This window comes from Bhargavaea cecembensis (assembly GCF_001619585.1).
In the GTDB taxonomy this organism is placed as follows: domain Bacteria; phylum Bacillota; class Bacilli; order Bacillales_A; family Planococcaceae; genus Bhargavaea; species Bhargavaea cecembensis_A.
Genome location: NZ_LQNT01000009.1, coordinates 372,040 through 388,200, shown reverse-complemented (window position 1 = coordinate 388,200; position 16,161 = coordinate 372,040). Strand labels below are relative to the sequence as shown.

The 16,161-nt window shown below is 53.1% G+C and carries 14 protein-coding genes; 11 read left to right on the top strand and 3 right to left on the bottom strand.

Going from position 1 to position 16,161, the window contains the following annotated elements:
* Positions 1–3 precede the first annotated feature (3 nt).
* From AV656_RS05555 to AV656_RS05515, 9 genes are all read left to right on the top strand, one after another.
* Positions 4–1,491: a UDP-N-acetylmuramoyl-L-alanyl-D-glutamate--2,6-diaminopimelate ligase gene (locus AV656_RS05555; RefSeq protein ID WP_063179679.1), complete on the top strand. Its 1,488-nt coding sequence runs from the start codon at positions 4–6 to the stop codon at positions 1,489–1,491.
* 135 nt (positions 1,492–1,626) lie between these two features.
* Complete coding sequence (locus tag AV656_RS05550; protein ID WP_063179677.1) at positions 1,627–3,201, top strand: peptide chain release factor 3; 1,575 nt, start codon at positions 1,627–1,629, stop codon at positions 3,199–3,201.
* 168 nt (positions 3,202–3,369) lie between these two features.
* Complete coding sequence (locus tag AV656_RS05545) at positions 3,370–6,447, top strand: efflux RND transporter permease subunit (RefSeq protein WP_063179675.1); 3,078 nt, start codon at positions 3,370–3,372, stop codon at positions 6,445–6,447.
* A 214-nt stretch (positions 6,448–6,661) separates the two neighbouring features.
* Positions 6,662–7,426, top strand: a complete 765-nt coding sequence (locus AV656_RS05540) for a TerC family protein (RefSeq protein WP_063179673.1) — start codon at positions 6,662–6,664, stop codon at positions 7,424–7,426.
* 165 nt (positions 7,427–7,591) lie between these two features.
* The gene (gene sigI / locus AV656_RS05535) at positions 7,592–8,338 is read left to right on the top strand and encodes an RNA polymerase sigma-I factor (protein ID WP_063179671.1); all 747 of its coding nucleotides are present in this window, start codon (positions 7,592–7,594) and stop codon (positions 8,336–8,338) included.
* Complete coding sequence (locus AV656_RS05530) at positions 8,335–9,516, top strand: anti-sigma factor domain-containing protein (RefSeq protein ID WP_063179669.1); 1,182 nt, start codon at positions 8,335–8,337, stop codon at positions 9,514–9,516. Before sigI ends, AV656_RS05530 begins: the two co-directional genes overlap by 4 nt.
* A 94-nt stretch (positions 9,517–9,610) precedes the next feature.
* Positions 9,611–10,990 (top strand): TrkH family potassium uptake protein, encoded by a 1,380-nt coding sequence (locus tag AV656_RS05525; RefSeq protein ID WP_082818623.1) that lies wholly within the window; start codon positions 9,611–9,613, stop codon positions 10,988–10,990.
* Positions 10,991–11,208: 218 nt separating this feature from the next.
* Entirely contained in the window at positions 11,209–12,648 is a 1,440-nt protein-coding gene (locus tag AV656_RS05520) for a PAS domain-containing sensor histidine kinase (protein WP_197462209.1), read from the top strand.
* Positions 12,649–12,729: 81 nt separating this feature from the next.
* Positions 12,730–13,176, top strand: coding sequence for a MarR family winged helix-turn-helix transcriptional regulator (locus tag AV656_RS05515; RefSeq protein WP_063179665.1), 447 nt, complete (start codon positions 12,730–12,732; stop codon positions 13,174–13,176).
* 55 nt (positions 13,177–13,231) lie between these two features.
* Here the strand turns inward: AV656_RS05515 and AV656_RS05510 are convergent, their stop codons facing one another.
* Positions 13,232–13,936, bottom strand: coding sequence for a hypothetical protein (locus tag AV656_RS05510; protein ID WP_063179663.1), 705 nt, complete (start codon positions 13,934–13,936; stop codon positions 13,232–13,234).
* Between the two features lie 82 nt (positions 13,937–14,018).
* Positions 14,019–14,207, bottom strand: a complete 189-nt coding sequence (locus AV656_RS05505) for a YkvS family protein (RefSeq protein ID WP_063179661.1) — start codon at positions 14,205–14,207, stop codon at positions 14,019–14,021.
* Positions 14,208–14,317: 110 nt separating this feature from the next.
* Between AV656_RS05505 and AV656_RS16075 the strand changes: the two genes are divergently transcribed.
* Complete coding sequence (locus tag AV656_RS16075; RefSeq protein ID WP_082818621.1) at positions 14,318–14,485, top strand: aspartyl-phosphate phosphatase Spo0E family protein; 168 nt, start codon at positions 14,318–14,320, stop codon at positions 14,483–14,485.
* 205 nt (positions 14,486–14,690) lie between these two features.
* Positions 14,691–15,551 carry an NAD(P)-dependent oxidoreductase gene (locus AV656_RS05500; protein ID WP_082818683.1) on the top strand — a complete coding sequence of 287 codons (861 nt, stop codon included), beginning with the start codon at positions 14,691–14,693 and terminating at the stop codon, positions 15,549–15,551.
* A gap of 10 nt (positions 15,552–15,561) precedes the next feature.
* Here the strand turns inward: AV656_RS05500 and AV656_RS05495 are convergent, their stop codons facing one another.
* A complete protein-coding gene (locus AV656_RS05495; protein ID WP_082818620.1) occupies positions 15,562–16,083 on the bottom strand; it encodes a YkyB family protein in 522 nt (173 codons plus the stop codon).
* Positions 16,084–16,161: the final 78 nt, after the last annotated feature.

Here is a 16,161-nt window from a genome sequence, read left to right as displayed (position 1 = left end):
AACATGGAAACAACAGAACTGCTGGCACATCTGCCGTTCAGGACAGTGATCGGCACACTTCCCGCCGAAATTACAGACATCACAACTGACTCCAGGGCAGTCCAGCCGGGCGGCGCTTTTATTTGCATTAACGGATACACCGTGGACGGCCATGACTATGTGCCACAGGCACTTGCTGCCGGTGCCAGGCTCATCATTGCGGAACGGCCTGTTGAGACCGACCCGGACAAGGCGGCTGTCGTCATCACGGACGACACGGCACGCGCGGAAGGCCTGCTCGCATCCGCCTTTTTCGGGCACCCGTCCAAGTCGGTCCGCATGATCGGCGTCACCGGCACCAATGGCAAGACCAGCGTTGCCAACATTATTGACGGGATTCTCCGAAACAGCGGCCGGAAGTCTGCATCCTCCGGCACGATCGGCTTTAACCTGAACGGTGTGCTCTACGAGTCGGCCAACACGACGACAGATGCCCTCACTACTCAGCGCATGATCCGGCAGGCGTCGGCGGAAGGCTGTGAGGCGATGACGATGGAAGTCTCCTCCCATGGCCTTGTTGAAGGGCGCCTGTCCGGCACGGAATTCGATATAGCGGTTTTCACAAACCTGACCCATGACCACCTGGACTACCACGGGACGATGGAGCATTACGGATACGCGAAAGGACTGCTGTTCGCGCAGCTCGGCCAGGATACAGCCAAGCCGAAGTTTGCTGTCCTGAATGCCGATGATCAGTGGTCGGTACGGTACCGGCAGATGACGCCGCACCCTGTCATCACGTACGCCGTGGAATCAGAGGCGATGTTCCGGGCACGAGATATCCGGCTGGAGGCCGGCCGCACCGTCTTTCTGATGGATACGCCGGAAGGGGAGCGGCAGGTTACGATGAATCTCATCGGCGGGTTTAATGTCTACAACGCGTTGGCATCCGCAGCTGCGCTGTACGCATACGGGCTCGGACTCGATGAAATCATTGCCGGACTCGGCGGACTGCCTCCCGTGAAGGGACGCATGGAACGGGTGGAGACGGACCTGCCGCTCACCATTTACATCGACTATGCGCATACACCTGATGCCATCGAAAAAGCAATCGCTTCAGTTTTGCCATATAAGAAGAATAAACTCATTTTCCTTGTCGGTACCGGCGGCAACCGGGACCGTTCAAAGCGGCCAATCATGGCAGAAAAGGCATCCGTTGCGGATTACGTCATTCTGACGACAGATGACCCGCGCCATGAGGATTATGAGTCCATCACGTCCGAGCTTGCCGCAGGCATGACGCATGAGAATTATGCATGCATCGGTGACCGGGAAAAGGCAGTCCGGCACGCGGTTGAGATCGCCGGCGAAGGCGACATCATCCTGTTCGCAGGAAAGGGCCATGAAGACTTCCAGATTATCGGGAACACCAAATACCCGCACAGCGATGCACAAATCGCATTGGACGAAGCGGAAAAGAAATTCGGGCGCAAGGCAGGCGCCCGGGACTGACCCGGAAGCAGGTTATCGAACGTGGAGACTCCGGCCGGAAAGGTTCGCCTTTCCGGCTTTCGTCAATATCGCTTGAAATTCTCTTTTCCGGTCCCTATGATGGGGAAAGCTGAAACAGATGAGGAGAAATGAAAAATGGAAGACCAATTAAAACAAGAAATCGCATCGCGGAGAACGTTCGCCATCATCTCCCACCCGGATGCCGGGAAGACGACGATGACCGAGAAGCTGCTGTTCTTTGGAGGCGCGATCAGGGATGCGGGTACGGTGAAGGGGAAAAAGTCAGGCAAGTTCGCCACATCCGACTGGATGGAAATCGAGAAGCAGCGGGGCATTTCCGTCACTTCCTCTGTGCTTCAGTTCGACTTCGACGGCAAGCGGGTCAACATTCTTGATACACCTGGCCACGAAGACTTCAGTGAAGATACCTACCGTACACTCATGGCGGTCGACTCTGCCGTCATGATGATCGACTCGGCAAAGGGCATCGAACCTCAGACCATCAAGCTGTTCAAGGTCTGCCGGATGCGGGGGATTCCGATCTTCACCTTCATCAACAAGCTTGACAGGCAGGGCAGGGAGCCCCTTGAACTCATGGAAGAGCTTGAAGAAGTGCTGGGTATCGAGTCTTATGCTATGAACTGGCCGATCGGTATGGGCAAGGAGTTCATGGGGATCTACGACCGCCACAACCGCCGTGTGGAGCTGGCAAGGGCCGAGGGAGAGGGCCGGTTCCTCGAAGTCGGAGAGGACGGCGACCTGGCGGAAACGCATCCGATCCAGGATTCTTCCTACTTCCAGCAGGCACTAGAAGATGTCTTGCTTTTGGATGAGGCAGGAAACGACTTTGATGAGGAACGCGTCCGCAGGGGCGAACTTACGCCCGTCTTCTTCGGATCCGCACTGACCAACTTCGGGGTCCAGACATTCCTGGAGACCTACATTCAGTTCGCGCCGGCACCGCAACCGCGGAATACAGCCGACGGCAGCAATGTAAGCCCGTATGACGATGAGTTCACCGGTTTCATCTTCAAGATCCAGGCGAATATGAACCCTGCCCACAGGGACCGGATCGCATTTGTCCGGATCGTTTCCGGAGAATTTGACCGTGGAATGCAGGTGACCGTCCCGAGGATTCCAAAGACTTTCAAGGTCAGCCAATCCACACAATTTCTGGCGGATGACCGGGAAACGGTAAACATGGCGGTTGCCGGTGACATCATCGGTATTTATGACACCGGCAACTATCAGATCGGCGACACGATCACGGGCGGCAAGGGGAACTTCTCATTCGAAGCGCTCCCTCAATTTACTCCGGAACTGTTTGTCAAAGTGTCCCCAAAGAACGTCATGAAGTCAAAGCACTTCCATAAAGGAATCCTGCAGCTGGTCCAGGAGGGAGCCATCCAATACTACAAGACCCTTCATACCGAGGAAGTCATCCTCGGAGCGGTCGGCCAGCTCCAGTTCGAAGTGTTCGAACACCGTATGAAGAACGAGTATAATTCCGAAGTGATCATCCAGCACATCGGCCAGAAAGTCGCCCGATGGATTGAAAATGAGGGAGATGTGAAGGAGTCCATGACAGGCCCGCGCGCCATGCTGGTCAAGGACCGCTACGACAACCTTGTTTTCCTTTTCGAAAATGACTTTGCCCTGCGCTGGTTCCAGGATAAGCATCCGGATATCAGACTATACAGCCTGCTCTGACCGATCCGGAGCCCATTTGGACGGCAGCTGACCGGCATCCCCGAAAAGGGGGCCGGTACAGCTGCCGTCTGTTTTGGATGTTTGGGCACAGGACGGTATTGCCGAACATTGAGGCAAGCACCCTGTTCCGGTATGATGGACATAGCTTTTTGAAAAGGGGAAAAAAGGATGAAGATTAGCGGTTTTTCGATCAGGCGCCCGGTCTTTACAATCGTGACGATGTTCCTCGTGCTCATTTTGGGGATTGTTTCGTTTATAAAGATTCCGCTGACGCTCATACCCGAACTGAATCCGCCCGTTGCGGTTGTCGTGACGAGCTACCCGGGGGCGGGCCCGGAAGAAGTGAGCGAGAAAGTCACCAGACCGCTCGAGAACAGCCTGTCCACGTTGCCGGGACTGAAGTCGATCCAGTCCATGTCACAGGAGGGTGCAAATCTGATCTTCCTCCAGTTTGACTGGTCGACGGAGATCGATGATGTCCAGATGGATGTTTTGCAGCGGATCGACCAGACCCCTGTTCCGGACGATTCGGGAAAACCGCAGTTCATGAAGTTTGATCCTTCACAGTTCCCTGTGATTCAGCTGTCGCTTCGCTCGGGGAATGAATCTGGAGATATTCGGGAGATCGCGGAAAGGCTCGAGACGGAATTGAGAAGGACAGAAGGGGTTGCCAGTGTTACCGTCTCTTCTTCGCTTGTGGAGGACGTTCAGATCGGCCTGGATCCGGAAAAACTGGAAGAACAAGGACTTGCCCAGCAGGATGTCGTACAGGCCATCCGGGCCAACAATATTTCCATGCCGGGCGAGGCGGTGGAGACGGATGACGGCAAACGGCTGACGACACGCATCATCAGTACGCTTACCTCTGCCGGGGAGATCGGGGACCTTGTCCTGACGGTCAATCCGATGGACGGCACGGAGGTCAAAGTTTCCGATATTGGCGAAGTCAGCCTGTCCGCCGATGACGGGGGGATGGAGACGAGAACCAATGATGAGCCGTCTGTCATCATGTCGGTCCTCCAGGAATCCGGCGCAAATACCGCTGATGTCTCCACGTCTTTCAAAGAGTCCCTGGAACATCTCCTCGGACAGCCGGAATTCGAAGGAGTCACCGCCGATATTCTCTTTGATCAGGGGGATTATATCCAGCTGGCCATCGGCAATATCGGGCAATCCCTGATTCTCGGCGGGATCTTCGCCATGCTTGTCCTGTTCCTGTTTCTGAAGTCAGTGCGAAGCCCGATTATCATTGGCGTGGCCATTCCATATTCCGTCATCGTTACGTTTGTATTGATGTATTTTTCGGATTTCGCACTGAATATCCTGACGCTCGGTGCTTTGGCACTGGGGATCGGGATGCTTGTGGATAACTCGATTGTCGTAATCGAGAACATCGAGCGGCATCTGGCGATGGGCAAAAAACGGGGACAGGCAGCGCTTGACGGCACAAAAGAAGTGGGCGGCGCCATCACGGCGTCTACACTTACAACAATTGCTGTTTTCCTGCCGGTCATTTTCATCTCCGGTCTGATCGGCCGGATATTTACGGAATTTGCAATGACGATTTCATTCAGCCTGCTGGCTTCCCTGTTTGTGGCGCTGACCGTCATTCCGATGATGGCTTCCCGAATGCTGAAGAAGCCAAAACGGGATCTGGAGACGAGGCGCAGACGTTCGAAATCCTATAGGAATTTTGAACGCTCGGTGATCTGGTCACTGCGGCACCGGAAAACGGTCTTGGGACTGACGACGGTTCTTCTGGCGGTCAGTGCTCTGGGGCTGTACAAAGTAGGGACCGAATTTTTGCCGGCGACTGATGAAGGATTCGTCAGTATTGCGGTGAATCTGCCGGACGGTGCGTCCGCGGCAGCAACCGGAGAAGTCGTCCGGAAGATTGAACAGCGGCTGAAGCAGGAAGAGGACGTGGAAGTCTATGTCAGTCTCACCGGCGGAACCCAGCAGGGACTCGCGCAAGGGACCGGTGAGGCGGACAGAGGCGAAATTTACGTCAAGCTGAAACCGTTGGCGGACCGCGACCGTTCCGTATTCGAGTTTGTCGACGACATACAGCCGGACATCCAGGAGTTCGCGGATGAGGAAACGGAAATCACCTTCAACCTGCAGACGGCAGCCGGATCCTCACCGAACACGCTGACCTTCACGATGACAGACACGGATAAATCTCGTTTGGAGTCAGCCGCGGCACGGGCAGTGGACCGCCTGTCAAAGATTGAAGGTGTGACGGACGTGACCAATGACCTGACCGAGGGTGTGGAAGAGATTCTGGTCGGGATTGACCGCGAGGCGGCATCTGCAAACGGTTTTGCCCCGGCACAGATCGCTTCAACCGTGAATGACATGACCCGTGGCGTTACGGCGACACAGTTCGTCGGTGAGGAAGGAGAAGTACATGCCGTTCAGATCAGGACAGGCGGAAATCTGGACAGTGTTGATGCGCTGGGTCAGCTGAAGCTTCGTGCTCCGTCCGGCACCTTTGTCACGCTTGAGAGCCTTGCGGATATTGAGATTGCAGAAGGACCGGCAGCGATCCGGCGGGTTGATCAGGCAAACGCGGTGCGCTTCACCGTCCACTATGCATCTTCCCAAACACTCGGTGAAGTGACCGCGGATGTTGAGGACTCTTTGAAAAATGCGGACCTGCCTGAGGAAACCGAAATCTCCTACAGCGGAGACCGCGAACTGTTCGAAGATGCGATTGACGACATGATCATGGCTGTCATTCTTGCGGTGGTCCTCGTTTATATCGTCATGGCCGCCCAGTTTGAATCGTTCAAGTATCCGCTGGTCATCATGTTCACTGTACCGCTCATGATTATCGGGGTGTCACTCGGCCTGTTCCTGACAAATATGCCGATCAGCGTTTCGTCCGTGATCGGAATTCTGATACTGGTCGGGATCGTCGTGAATAACGGAATTGTTCTCGTCGACTATATCAACCAGCGGAAAAGCGAAGGCATGCCGTCCTTTGATGCAATTATCGTTTCTGTTAAAGACCGGGTGAGGCCGATTCTGATGACAGCACTCACCACAATATTGGGACTCGTGCCACTTGCACTTGGAATCGGGGAGGGGACGGAGATCAACCAGCCGATGGGCATAGCGGTGATCGGCGGGCTGATCACATCCACCGCACTCACCCTTTACATTGTGCCGGTCGTTTACAGCCTCTTTGACCGTGAGACGAGGAAGATGAGAAAATCGGAGACATCTGCGCGAACAATGTGATACAATGACTTATAGGAAAACTGAATGATCTTTGACTTTGTGTCAAAGGGGAGTAGCTATAGGGAAACCTATTTCATAATCGTCATTACATGGCAATGCCATCGGTTATGATAGCCCGCATCCGGGGATTACTGGATGAGGGCTTAGCAAGACCTTTGCCCTTTTTTAGGGGTAAAGGTCTTTTTGTTTTCCATAAAAAGGGAGGTAACTGAATTTGGAAGCCATTTTACTGGAATACGCATGGGTGCTTGTCGTCCTCATCGCCCTCGAGGGCCTGCTGGCTGCTGACAACGCAGTCGTCATGGCGGTCATGGTCAAGCACTTGCCGGAGAAACAGCGGAAGAAAGCCCTGTTCTATGGGCTTCTCGGCGCGTTTGTTTTCCGGTTCGCCGCGCTTTTCATGATCACCATCCTCGTCGACGTGTGGCAGATCCAGGCTCTCGGTGCTGCCTACCTGCTCTTCATCTCGGCCAAGAACCTCTATGACATGAGGAAAAAACACGGAGAAGAAGAGGACGAACTGAAAGAGCCAAAAAAACAATCCGGCTTCTGGATGACTGTCCTGAAAGTCGAACTTGCGGATATTGCGTTTGCCATCGACTCGATGCTGGCTGCCGTAGCCATCGCAATTACATTGCCCGAGCTCGGTGATTTCGACATCGGCGGCATCAACGGCGGCCAATTCGCAGTCATGTTCTTCGGGGGCGTGGTCGGTCTGATCATCATGCGGTTTGCCGCAACATGGTTTGTCAAGCTGTTGGACCGCTATCCGGCGCTCGAGGGAGCGGCCTTCGCCATTGTTGGCTGGGTCGGGGTCAAGCTTCTGGTTCTGACTCTCGGCCATCCGGAACTCCAGATCATCGATCCGCACTTCCCGCACTCGACAATCTGGAAAACCATCTTCTGGTCGGTGCTGTTGCTGATCGCTGTAGTCGGTGTTCTCATCGGACTGAAAAACGACCGAAAAAAAGAAGCATGACCAAAAGAGGCTGCCGCCAGGCAGTCTCTTTTCCTTTTGGGGTCTACCCCCTCAAACCGGCAGGAATGGGCGTATGATATGAACAGACGCGAATTGACCGCTTTCCTAATCTCGGGATTGCCGATACAATCAATTTATTGAATTCATGGCAGGTGAGGTCAAATCGTGCTGATAACGACGTTCAACGGGTTCATGAACCGGAAAAACCGCGGAGCCCCGGATGTGGAAGAGTGTGTGCTTCTTGCCCAAAATGGTTCGGATGAAGAATTGGACGGGCTGCTCCGGGCCTACTCGCCATTCCTGAAGAAGGCGGCTTATTTGGCATGCAACCGGTATATTGACGAACATGATGATGAATATAGTATTGCCCTCGGCGGTTTCCATGAAGCAGTCATGAAATACGACCGCTCCCGGGATGCGTCTTTTATGACATTTGCTCATCTCGTCATCCGACGCAAACTGATTGACCATCTGCGGAAGGAATCGAGGAGCGGTCTGGCCGGATACCTTGCCAAAGGGGAAGAGGAAGCCGCAACTTCGGCAGATGCGGCCTCCTACACCCGTTTTTCCGAGGAGCAGGAGGCAGAGGCCCGGCGCGAAGAGATCCGGATCTATTCTGAACTGCTTTCCGGCTTCGGATTGTCGTTCAGGGAACTGGCCGACGTCTCTCCGAAGCATGCGGATGCAAGGAAGACAGCGATGGACATTGCCGTGATCGTCTGCAGTTCCGAAGATATGAAAAGCGAGACTCTGCGCAGGAAACGCCTCCCGATCAGGAAGATCGAACAGCTGGTGGGTGTCTCGAGAAAAACGATTGAGCGTCACCGCAAGTATATCCTGGCAATGGTGGTTCTCAATAACAGCAACCTGCCGATGCTCCGGGAGTATTTAAAAGGATGGATGCCCGAATGAACAAGATCAAGGGGATCATAGTTGATCAAGATAAAGAAGATGTGGTCATCCTCACACCTGACGGCCGGTTTATCAAGGGTGAGGCGCAGGGAAGGGAGATCGGATCGGAAACCCATGTTTCACCTGTGGGGACCAATAGTCGCCTAAAGCTTTCGGCAGCACGGAAACCGGCTGCGTTAGCTGTGCTGCTGGCCGCGGTTATGCTGATCTTTCTGTCCGCACTCTTCCTGCCATTCAGGGAGCCTGCTCTTGCCTTTATCCAGCTGGAAGTGAACCCAGCCGTCGAAATCGGGATTGACAGTGATGGGAAAGTCCGGGAACTGACACCGCTCAATGATGATGGGTCCGTACTTATCCGAAAGTTCGGAGACTGGGACGGCAAGGATGTGACTGTGCTGCTTGGCCGGATTTTCACAGAGTATGGGGAAGATGACAGGGAACTGACAGTCACATCGGTGGAAGCATCAGATGAAAAGTTGGCCGACGTCATTGACCGGACTGTTCACTTCATCGAGAATGCGGCGGGAGAAGAAGGAATGCTGCTGAGTGTTTCGGAAGCTGACGGGGACTTGCGGGACCGGGCTTGGAACGAAGGCGTACCGATCAGCAGCCTTCAAAAGAAAAACGAGGAGACGCAAAAAACTGCGCCTGCAGAGAACATCGGTCATGAGGAAGCGGATGTAAAGCCGGACCGTCCGGACGCCGCAGCGAAAGAGACTGTTCCGGCGCCGCGGGAGAAAGCGGAAGTCAATCCTGATCCGTCTGTTTTGCCTAAAGGTGATGAACAAAGTAAACCTGCCGGTGATCTTCAGGAAAACGGAGGGCATGGAGGGAAACCGGAGGAATCTGCGAAGCCGGCGCAAGCCAGTCCGAAAAAGGAACCTTCGGAAAAGCGGGACAACCAAGGGAACCCTCCTGCACATTCAGGGCAAGACAAGAAAACCCCGCCCCCTGGACACGCCGGACAGGACAAGAAGACCACGCCTCCAGGCCATGCAGGACAGAAAAAACCATCCGGCCCGCCACCGCATGCAAACCCGCAGAATAAAGTGAGGCCCGGCGAAAATTCGGATGGCGACCGGGTTTCTCCCGGACAGGCAAAATCGTCAAATAATGGTCAGCAGAATAAGAACAGCGGAAACGGGAATGGTGGAAATGGAAACGGCCGCGGCAATTGAGCCGGTGCTGTTTGCCATCCACCTTTCTTTTTTTGGCGGATTTCTATAAAATGAGACATCATGTGAGGCTCGACGGAAAGGACACGGGATCCCTATGCCATTAAAAGAGATGACACGGAGGCAGAAGCTGCTTTCCAGAATCAGGAACCAGAAGCTGACACCTGCCCGTGTTCTTGTCATCTATTACTTTTTTGCAATCTCCATCTCGGCGATACTTCTCAACCTGCCGGGCGTCCACCGGCCCGGAGTGGACATCAGCTTCATTGACGGTCTGTTCACGGCTGTAAGCGCAGTGAGTGTGACCGGCCTGTCCGTAATCGATCTGAGCGCCACATACACAACCTTCGGCATTATCATGTTCATGGTTGTCCTGCACTTCGGTGGGATCGGTGTCATGTCTATCGGAACTTTTTTCTGGCTGCTGATCAGAAGAAGGATCGGGCTTCGGGAAAGGCAGCTGATCATGGTCGACCATAACCAGTACAGCATGGCCGGTGCGGTCAAGCTGATCCGGGAAATCATGAAAATCATGATTCTCATTGAACTGGTCGGCGGAAGTGTGCTGACGCTTTATTTCACCAAATACTACGAGTCCTTCCGGGATGCCCTTCTTAACGGGATGTTCCATTCGGTCACTGCGACGACCAACGCGGGCTTCACGATCAACAGCGAATCCATGACCCCTTATTTTAATGATTATTTTGTCCAGCTGGTGACGATGGCACTGATTGTACTGGGCGCAATCGGTTTTCCGGTCCTGATTGAAGTCAAGCGCTTCCTGTCGAATAAGGAAGCTTCGTTCCGGTTTTCTCTGTTCGCCAAAATCACGACAGCTACGTTCGGTATTCTCCTGGCAGCGGGAACCCTTGTCATCCTTCTTATTGAATCTTTTCACTCGTTCAAAGGCATGCAGTGGCATGAAGCCCTGTTTGCTGCGATGTTCCATTCGGTTTCTGCCCGGTCCGGCGGACTGACCACGATGGACATCACCCGGTTCTCAGAGGCGACGGATGTGTTCATCAGTTTTCTGATGTTCATCGGGGCTTCCCCGAGTTCGGTCGGCGGCGGGATCCGGACGACCACTTTTGCGATTGCCGTTCTGTTTCTCATCAACTTCGCAAGGGGCAAGGACATTATTCAGATTTTCGGAAGGGAAATCAAACTCGTAGATGTATACCGGTCCTACGCAGTCATCCTCATCGCAGGATTCCTTGTGCTCGTGTCAGTGATGATTATGTCAATCACAGAAAGTGGTGTTCCGCTGACCGCCCTGGTTTTTGAAATCACATCGGCATTCGGAACCTGCGGCATGTCGCTCGGAATCACGGGAGATCTAAGCGGATTCGGCAAGGTGATCCTCATGTTTCTCATGTTTGTGGGAAGGGTCGGGCTGATTTCTTTCCTGTTCACATTGGGTGGAAAACCACAAAAATTAAATTACCGATACCCGAAAGAGCGTGTGATCATCGGGTGAATGCATCCGTCAGGACATATCGTCTTGACGGATGTTTATTCATTTTAGTGAATATTAAGATGATGAACTTGACCTCAGCCTCCTAATATGAGTAAATAGTCTTATATTAGGAGCTTTAAAAATATGGAATAATCAGAATTAAATCACTGAGATCGTGCTTGCTGAAGTCATGATCCTTAATTTTCCTTCATATGCTAGTCCAAAACGGAGAAAGGCCGGTGTGGAGCGTGCCAACCAATTCGATAATGGAAACACTCGACTTCCTGTTTGATGAAACAGATGACGCAATTGTCATGGTCAACCGGAATAACGAATGTCTGCGTTCTAATCCAACGGCTGTTAAAACCCTTGGTCTCTTCCCGGGAAGCATGATGGACAAGGTGCTCCTTACCGGGCAGGAGACGGGCTGGTCGACTTTCATCAGCCAGGTGAATCCCGGCCGGAGGGTGTCCTCGCGCTTCGGCCTGGCAAACCCCTCAGGAATGGCCTATTCGGACATCGAAGTGATCGGGACGGTCTTCAGGCATTCCAATGATGTCATTCTCCGGATTAAAATTGGGGAACAGGCAGGCGGCCAACGCGGCGGAGCGCAAGCTTATCACAGCATTTTCCGCCATGAAGTGAACTGTTACCTGGTATTCGGAAAGGACGGAACAATCCGGGATGTCAATGACCGGATTATGCATTTTTACGGTCTGAACCCGAATGATCTGATAGGCCGCCGTCATACGGAACTTCTTAAAATTGGCTTAACCGAAGAAGAGTTTCAGCTTGTCAGGCATGGTCTGGAGAAAAACGGACAAGCAGAATTCAAACACCGTTTTGTCACCTCGGACGGGGAAGAGCGGTTCTATCACGTATTTGTCTACTATGAACAGCAAGAGGAGTTCATCGTGGCTTCTGTCCGTGACGATACTGAAAAAGTCCTCATGAAGCGCCAGATGGAGCATAGCGGATCCCTGTCCGCGATCGGGCAGCTGGCTGCAAGCATCGCGCACGAGCTGAAAAATGCGATGACCTCCGTCAGGGGATTTACCGAGCTGCTGAAGCTGTCCGCTGAAGGGGACTCGGTCCGGTATGTAAATGTCATTGACAGTGAGATGGACAGAATGGAATCGCTCATGGCAGAGTTCCTGACTTTGTCTAAACCGACGGATCAGGAGGAAGAGGTATTCGACCTGTATAAATGCCTGTGTGACGTGGTGACTGTCATGGAGCCGCAGGCAACCATGAGAAGGATTGCCATCTTCATGGACAACCAGGTAGGGGGAGCTGTCCCGGTAAAAGGAAAAAAACACCGAATGAAACAGGCCTTCATCAACCTGATCAAGAATGCGATTGAGGCCTCGGGAGAAGAGACGACGCTGATCGTCTCCCTCGAGAATTACGACGACGGGCATATCGTTGTCGCTTTCAGCGATGAAGGCAGCGGGATGACTGATCTTCAGATCAAGCAGGTCTTCCTCCCCTTCTTCACAACCAAGCGGGAAGGGACAGGCCTGGGACTTCCGTTTGTCCTTGAGACGGCGGAGTCGATGGGCGGCCATCTCTTCGTCAAATCTGAGCTTGGCAAGGGGACACGGATCGAACTGCTTGTTCCTGTCTATGAAAATACTTCGGTTCAGACTGATGCCGATGGGGCTGTCCTCATTCCATAGGCGTCGGCTGATCAGTTTTGACACTTCCCGGAGAGGCATCCTATAATAAATGGATCAGTAACATCGGCAGGGGATGAAAGCATGCAGGAAAACGGCAGTGAACAATCATTAAAACTATTCGTGGTTCTTTCGAGGGCACACAAAGTGATCTCTGAAAAGGCCAACCGGCTTTTCGCGGAATACGGTTTGAACCCGACAGAATTTGCAGTGCTGGAGCTTCTCTATCACAGGGGCAGCCAGCCAATTCAGAAGATCGGCAGCAAGATTCTGCTTGCGAGCGGCTCGATGACCTATGTCATCGACAAGCTCCAGAAAAGGGGCTACCTTGAGCGGACAATCTGCGAAACCGATCGGCGTGTCACGTTCGTTGACATCACAGCAGAGGGCAGGGAACTTTTGGACAAGATTTTCCCTGTCCATGAGGAGAGCCTCCACGGGTTGATGGGGGCACTGAGTACTGAAGAAAAGTCGACTGCCATTGAGCTGCTGAAAAAGCTCGGTCTGTCGATTAAGGATCTTTCCAAGTGAACAGAAGCGCATATAAAAAGACCGGTTTTTTTTCCGGTCTTTTTTCATTAGCTATTTATTTCTGGCCGATGGTTGCACCCATGGAAAGAAGGGCATCGGTCTGGCCGGCTTCGGGCTTGTCGAAAACGGTCAGGCGCACGGTCATGCCGTCCTTCATGAAGACGGCACCCGTCGTGACGCCCTCTTCGGTTTCAAGCTGTCTGATGACAAGTTCTTCTATGCCGTCCGATTCTGCAAGGCTGTACTCCCCGGAAACGTCCGCCGCTTCTCCACCGTCAAATTCCAGGGAGCCGACCATTTGCTCGGTGAGCATGGTATAGTCGGCATCGGAACCGAACGTTTCGATTCTCATGAAGACCTGCTCGTCCTCGTTCCAGTAGAGCACATCTTTGTTCGGTTCTTCCGACGTAAGCTGATAGCCGTCAAGGACGTAGATCGAGTAGTCCATCTCATCACTTTTCGTCAGCTTCGCCTGACTTGTCTGCTGGCTGGTGCCGGACTGATAGGTCAGCTCCCGTTCAGGGCCGCGTGCTTCCTCCTGTTCGGAGACTTCCGTGTCCTCTTCATCTGGAGCATTTTCGTCCGAGGCTTCTTTTTCGGTTCCTTCATCAGTCTCAGATCCCTGGTTCTGATCCGCTGTTTCTTCCTGTTCCATCTGTGTATCCTGATTGTTGTCTGCTTCTTCCTCGGCTGTGCCGCAAGCGGCCAGCATGAGGACGGCGGCCGCCGAGAGGGATAAGTGTTTCCATTTGAGTTGCATGATTGCAGATCCTCCTTGTCTGTATTGTGGAAAACCGGCTGTCCGGAAAATTTATACGGATGATTGGCGGGTATGTATTGGATCAGTCGTTGCTGCCGTACAATATTTTATAACGTTTATGATTGACGACTGTTTTTTCTTCCATATCCAGCTGCTTGAAATTTTCCATGAACGTCAGGTCGACGATGACCGAGTTCTCATTGACCTTCTCAACTATACCCTGGAGTCCGTCTTTAAACTCGATGATGTTTCCCACTTCGGCAATTTTCATCCATATCGCCCCTTCCTGTTGATTAACTAACAGTTTGCCTTATATTCTCTTATGAGTAAAGAATTTTTAGCAGTTTTTGTGATGATACTGACCCGGTGAGGGAGGGTTCTATGAAGCAGTCCAAAGAAGAGCAGATTGAGAATTTGAGGGAGAGGATGGCCGTCAGCGCAAGGGAAAAAGGGCGGGGGCATCCGGAAACAATAGGGCTGAGCCGGCAGCTGGATGAACTGATGAATCGGTATGCCCTGGATCAGACCATGCTGCAGAACCCGGAATAAAGGAATCTTTCGGCGAAAATGAAAAAAATGATTTTCTGATGTTTAGACTGACCAAATTCAGGATATATTACTTTTGAACACAGCAACATTCTCATTTCCCCCTTTACTTGGACGGACCGCCATGCGGACCGTCCCTTTTTTGTGCGCTCTCTCCGATCCCCATTTGCTACAATGGAGGAAACGAATGGGGGGATAGAAGGTGGAAATGAAAAAAATCGCTTTTATCGGTGCAGGTGTGATGGGCGGCCCGATGGCCGGCCATCTGATGGAAGCCGGCCACAGCCTGACAGTCTATACAAGAACACGGGAGAAGGCAGAGAGTCTCGTGGGGAAAGGTGCATCATGGGTCGCCAGTCCTTCAGAAGCGGCTGACGGGGCAGATGTCGTCATGACAATGGTCGGCTATCCGCATGACGTGCAGGAAGTCTACTTCGGGGAGCAGGGGATTTTCCGTACGGTACGGAGCGGGGCGATTCTCATCGATTTTACGACTTCGTCACCGAAGCTCGCAGTACGGATTGCAGAGGAAGCCGCAGCAAAAGGATGCGCGGCCATCGATGCACCTGTCTCGGGCGGAGATGTCGGTGCACGAAACGCGACGCTTTCCATCATGTGCGGAGGGCCTGAGGACACGTTCCGTGAGATTCTGCCGCTGCTGGAAGCGGTCGGACAAAACATCGTTCACCACGGGCCGGCCGGTTCCGGACAGCATGTAAAAATGTCAAATCAGATTGTCATCGCAACGAGCATGATCGGTGTCTGTGAGTCCCTTGCTTATGCAGGAAAGGCAGGGCTTGACACGGAGCGTGTACTTAAGTCAATATCAGCCGGTGCGGCGGGCTCCTGGACGCTCAGCAATCTGGCACCACGCATGCTGAAGGGAGACTTTGAACCGGGGTTCTATATCAAGCATTTCCTGAAGGATCTCCGCATCGCACTTGATGAATCAAAAGCGATGGGGCTCGAGCTTCCGGGTGTTGCGCTTGCAGAGCGGATGTACACGGCACTTGCCGAGACCGGCTCGGAAAATGAGGGGACACAGGCTCTCTACAAGGTGTATCAATAACACAAGAATGTCATTGGTCAAACCAGGAGCGGTGCCGGGGAGGCGCCGGTTTCTGGTTTCGCCGGCCCGCAACAGGAAAATTTTTCGATTCATTCCTTGATGAAAGGTCCCGTGCCGGCGAATTCCCTGACTGGCTATCGGGCGATGTCCGCCCGGAATCCCCGGGTGTGAGTCCGGTATATTCCTGAAGAAGGTGCTTGGCTGCCTTTAGCCCGAGGCGTACCTTCGGATTCCGGTAGTCCGGATCCGGCTCACCGAGATGGGGGAGTGTTTTTATTTCATCACGGGTCGGCGGCAGGTGAAAATGAAATTCACCGCATGTAATGAGGACCGCCGACTGTCTTCGGCTGAACTTCGGATTTGGGACAGATTGGAGCCCGACCTTTTCTGCAAAACCGTCTGCCATCATCTTCATAAGAGCCGCTCTTTTCAGCTTGTACAGAAATTCATTGTCCGGTGCGGTCTTGGCATGCTTGTTGATGATATAGATTGCCCCGGCCAGCTGTTCCTGGTTATACAGACTGTTGGCCATCCCGTTTTCCTCCGTTCTCATTGCATGATTTGCATCCATCCTATCATGTCCGGACACGATTTCACAGAAGCAGAATGA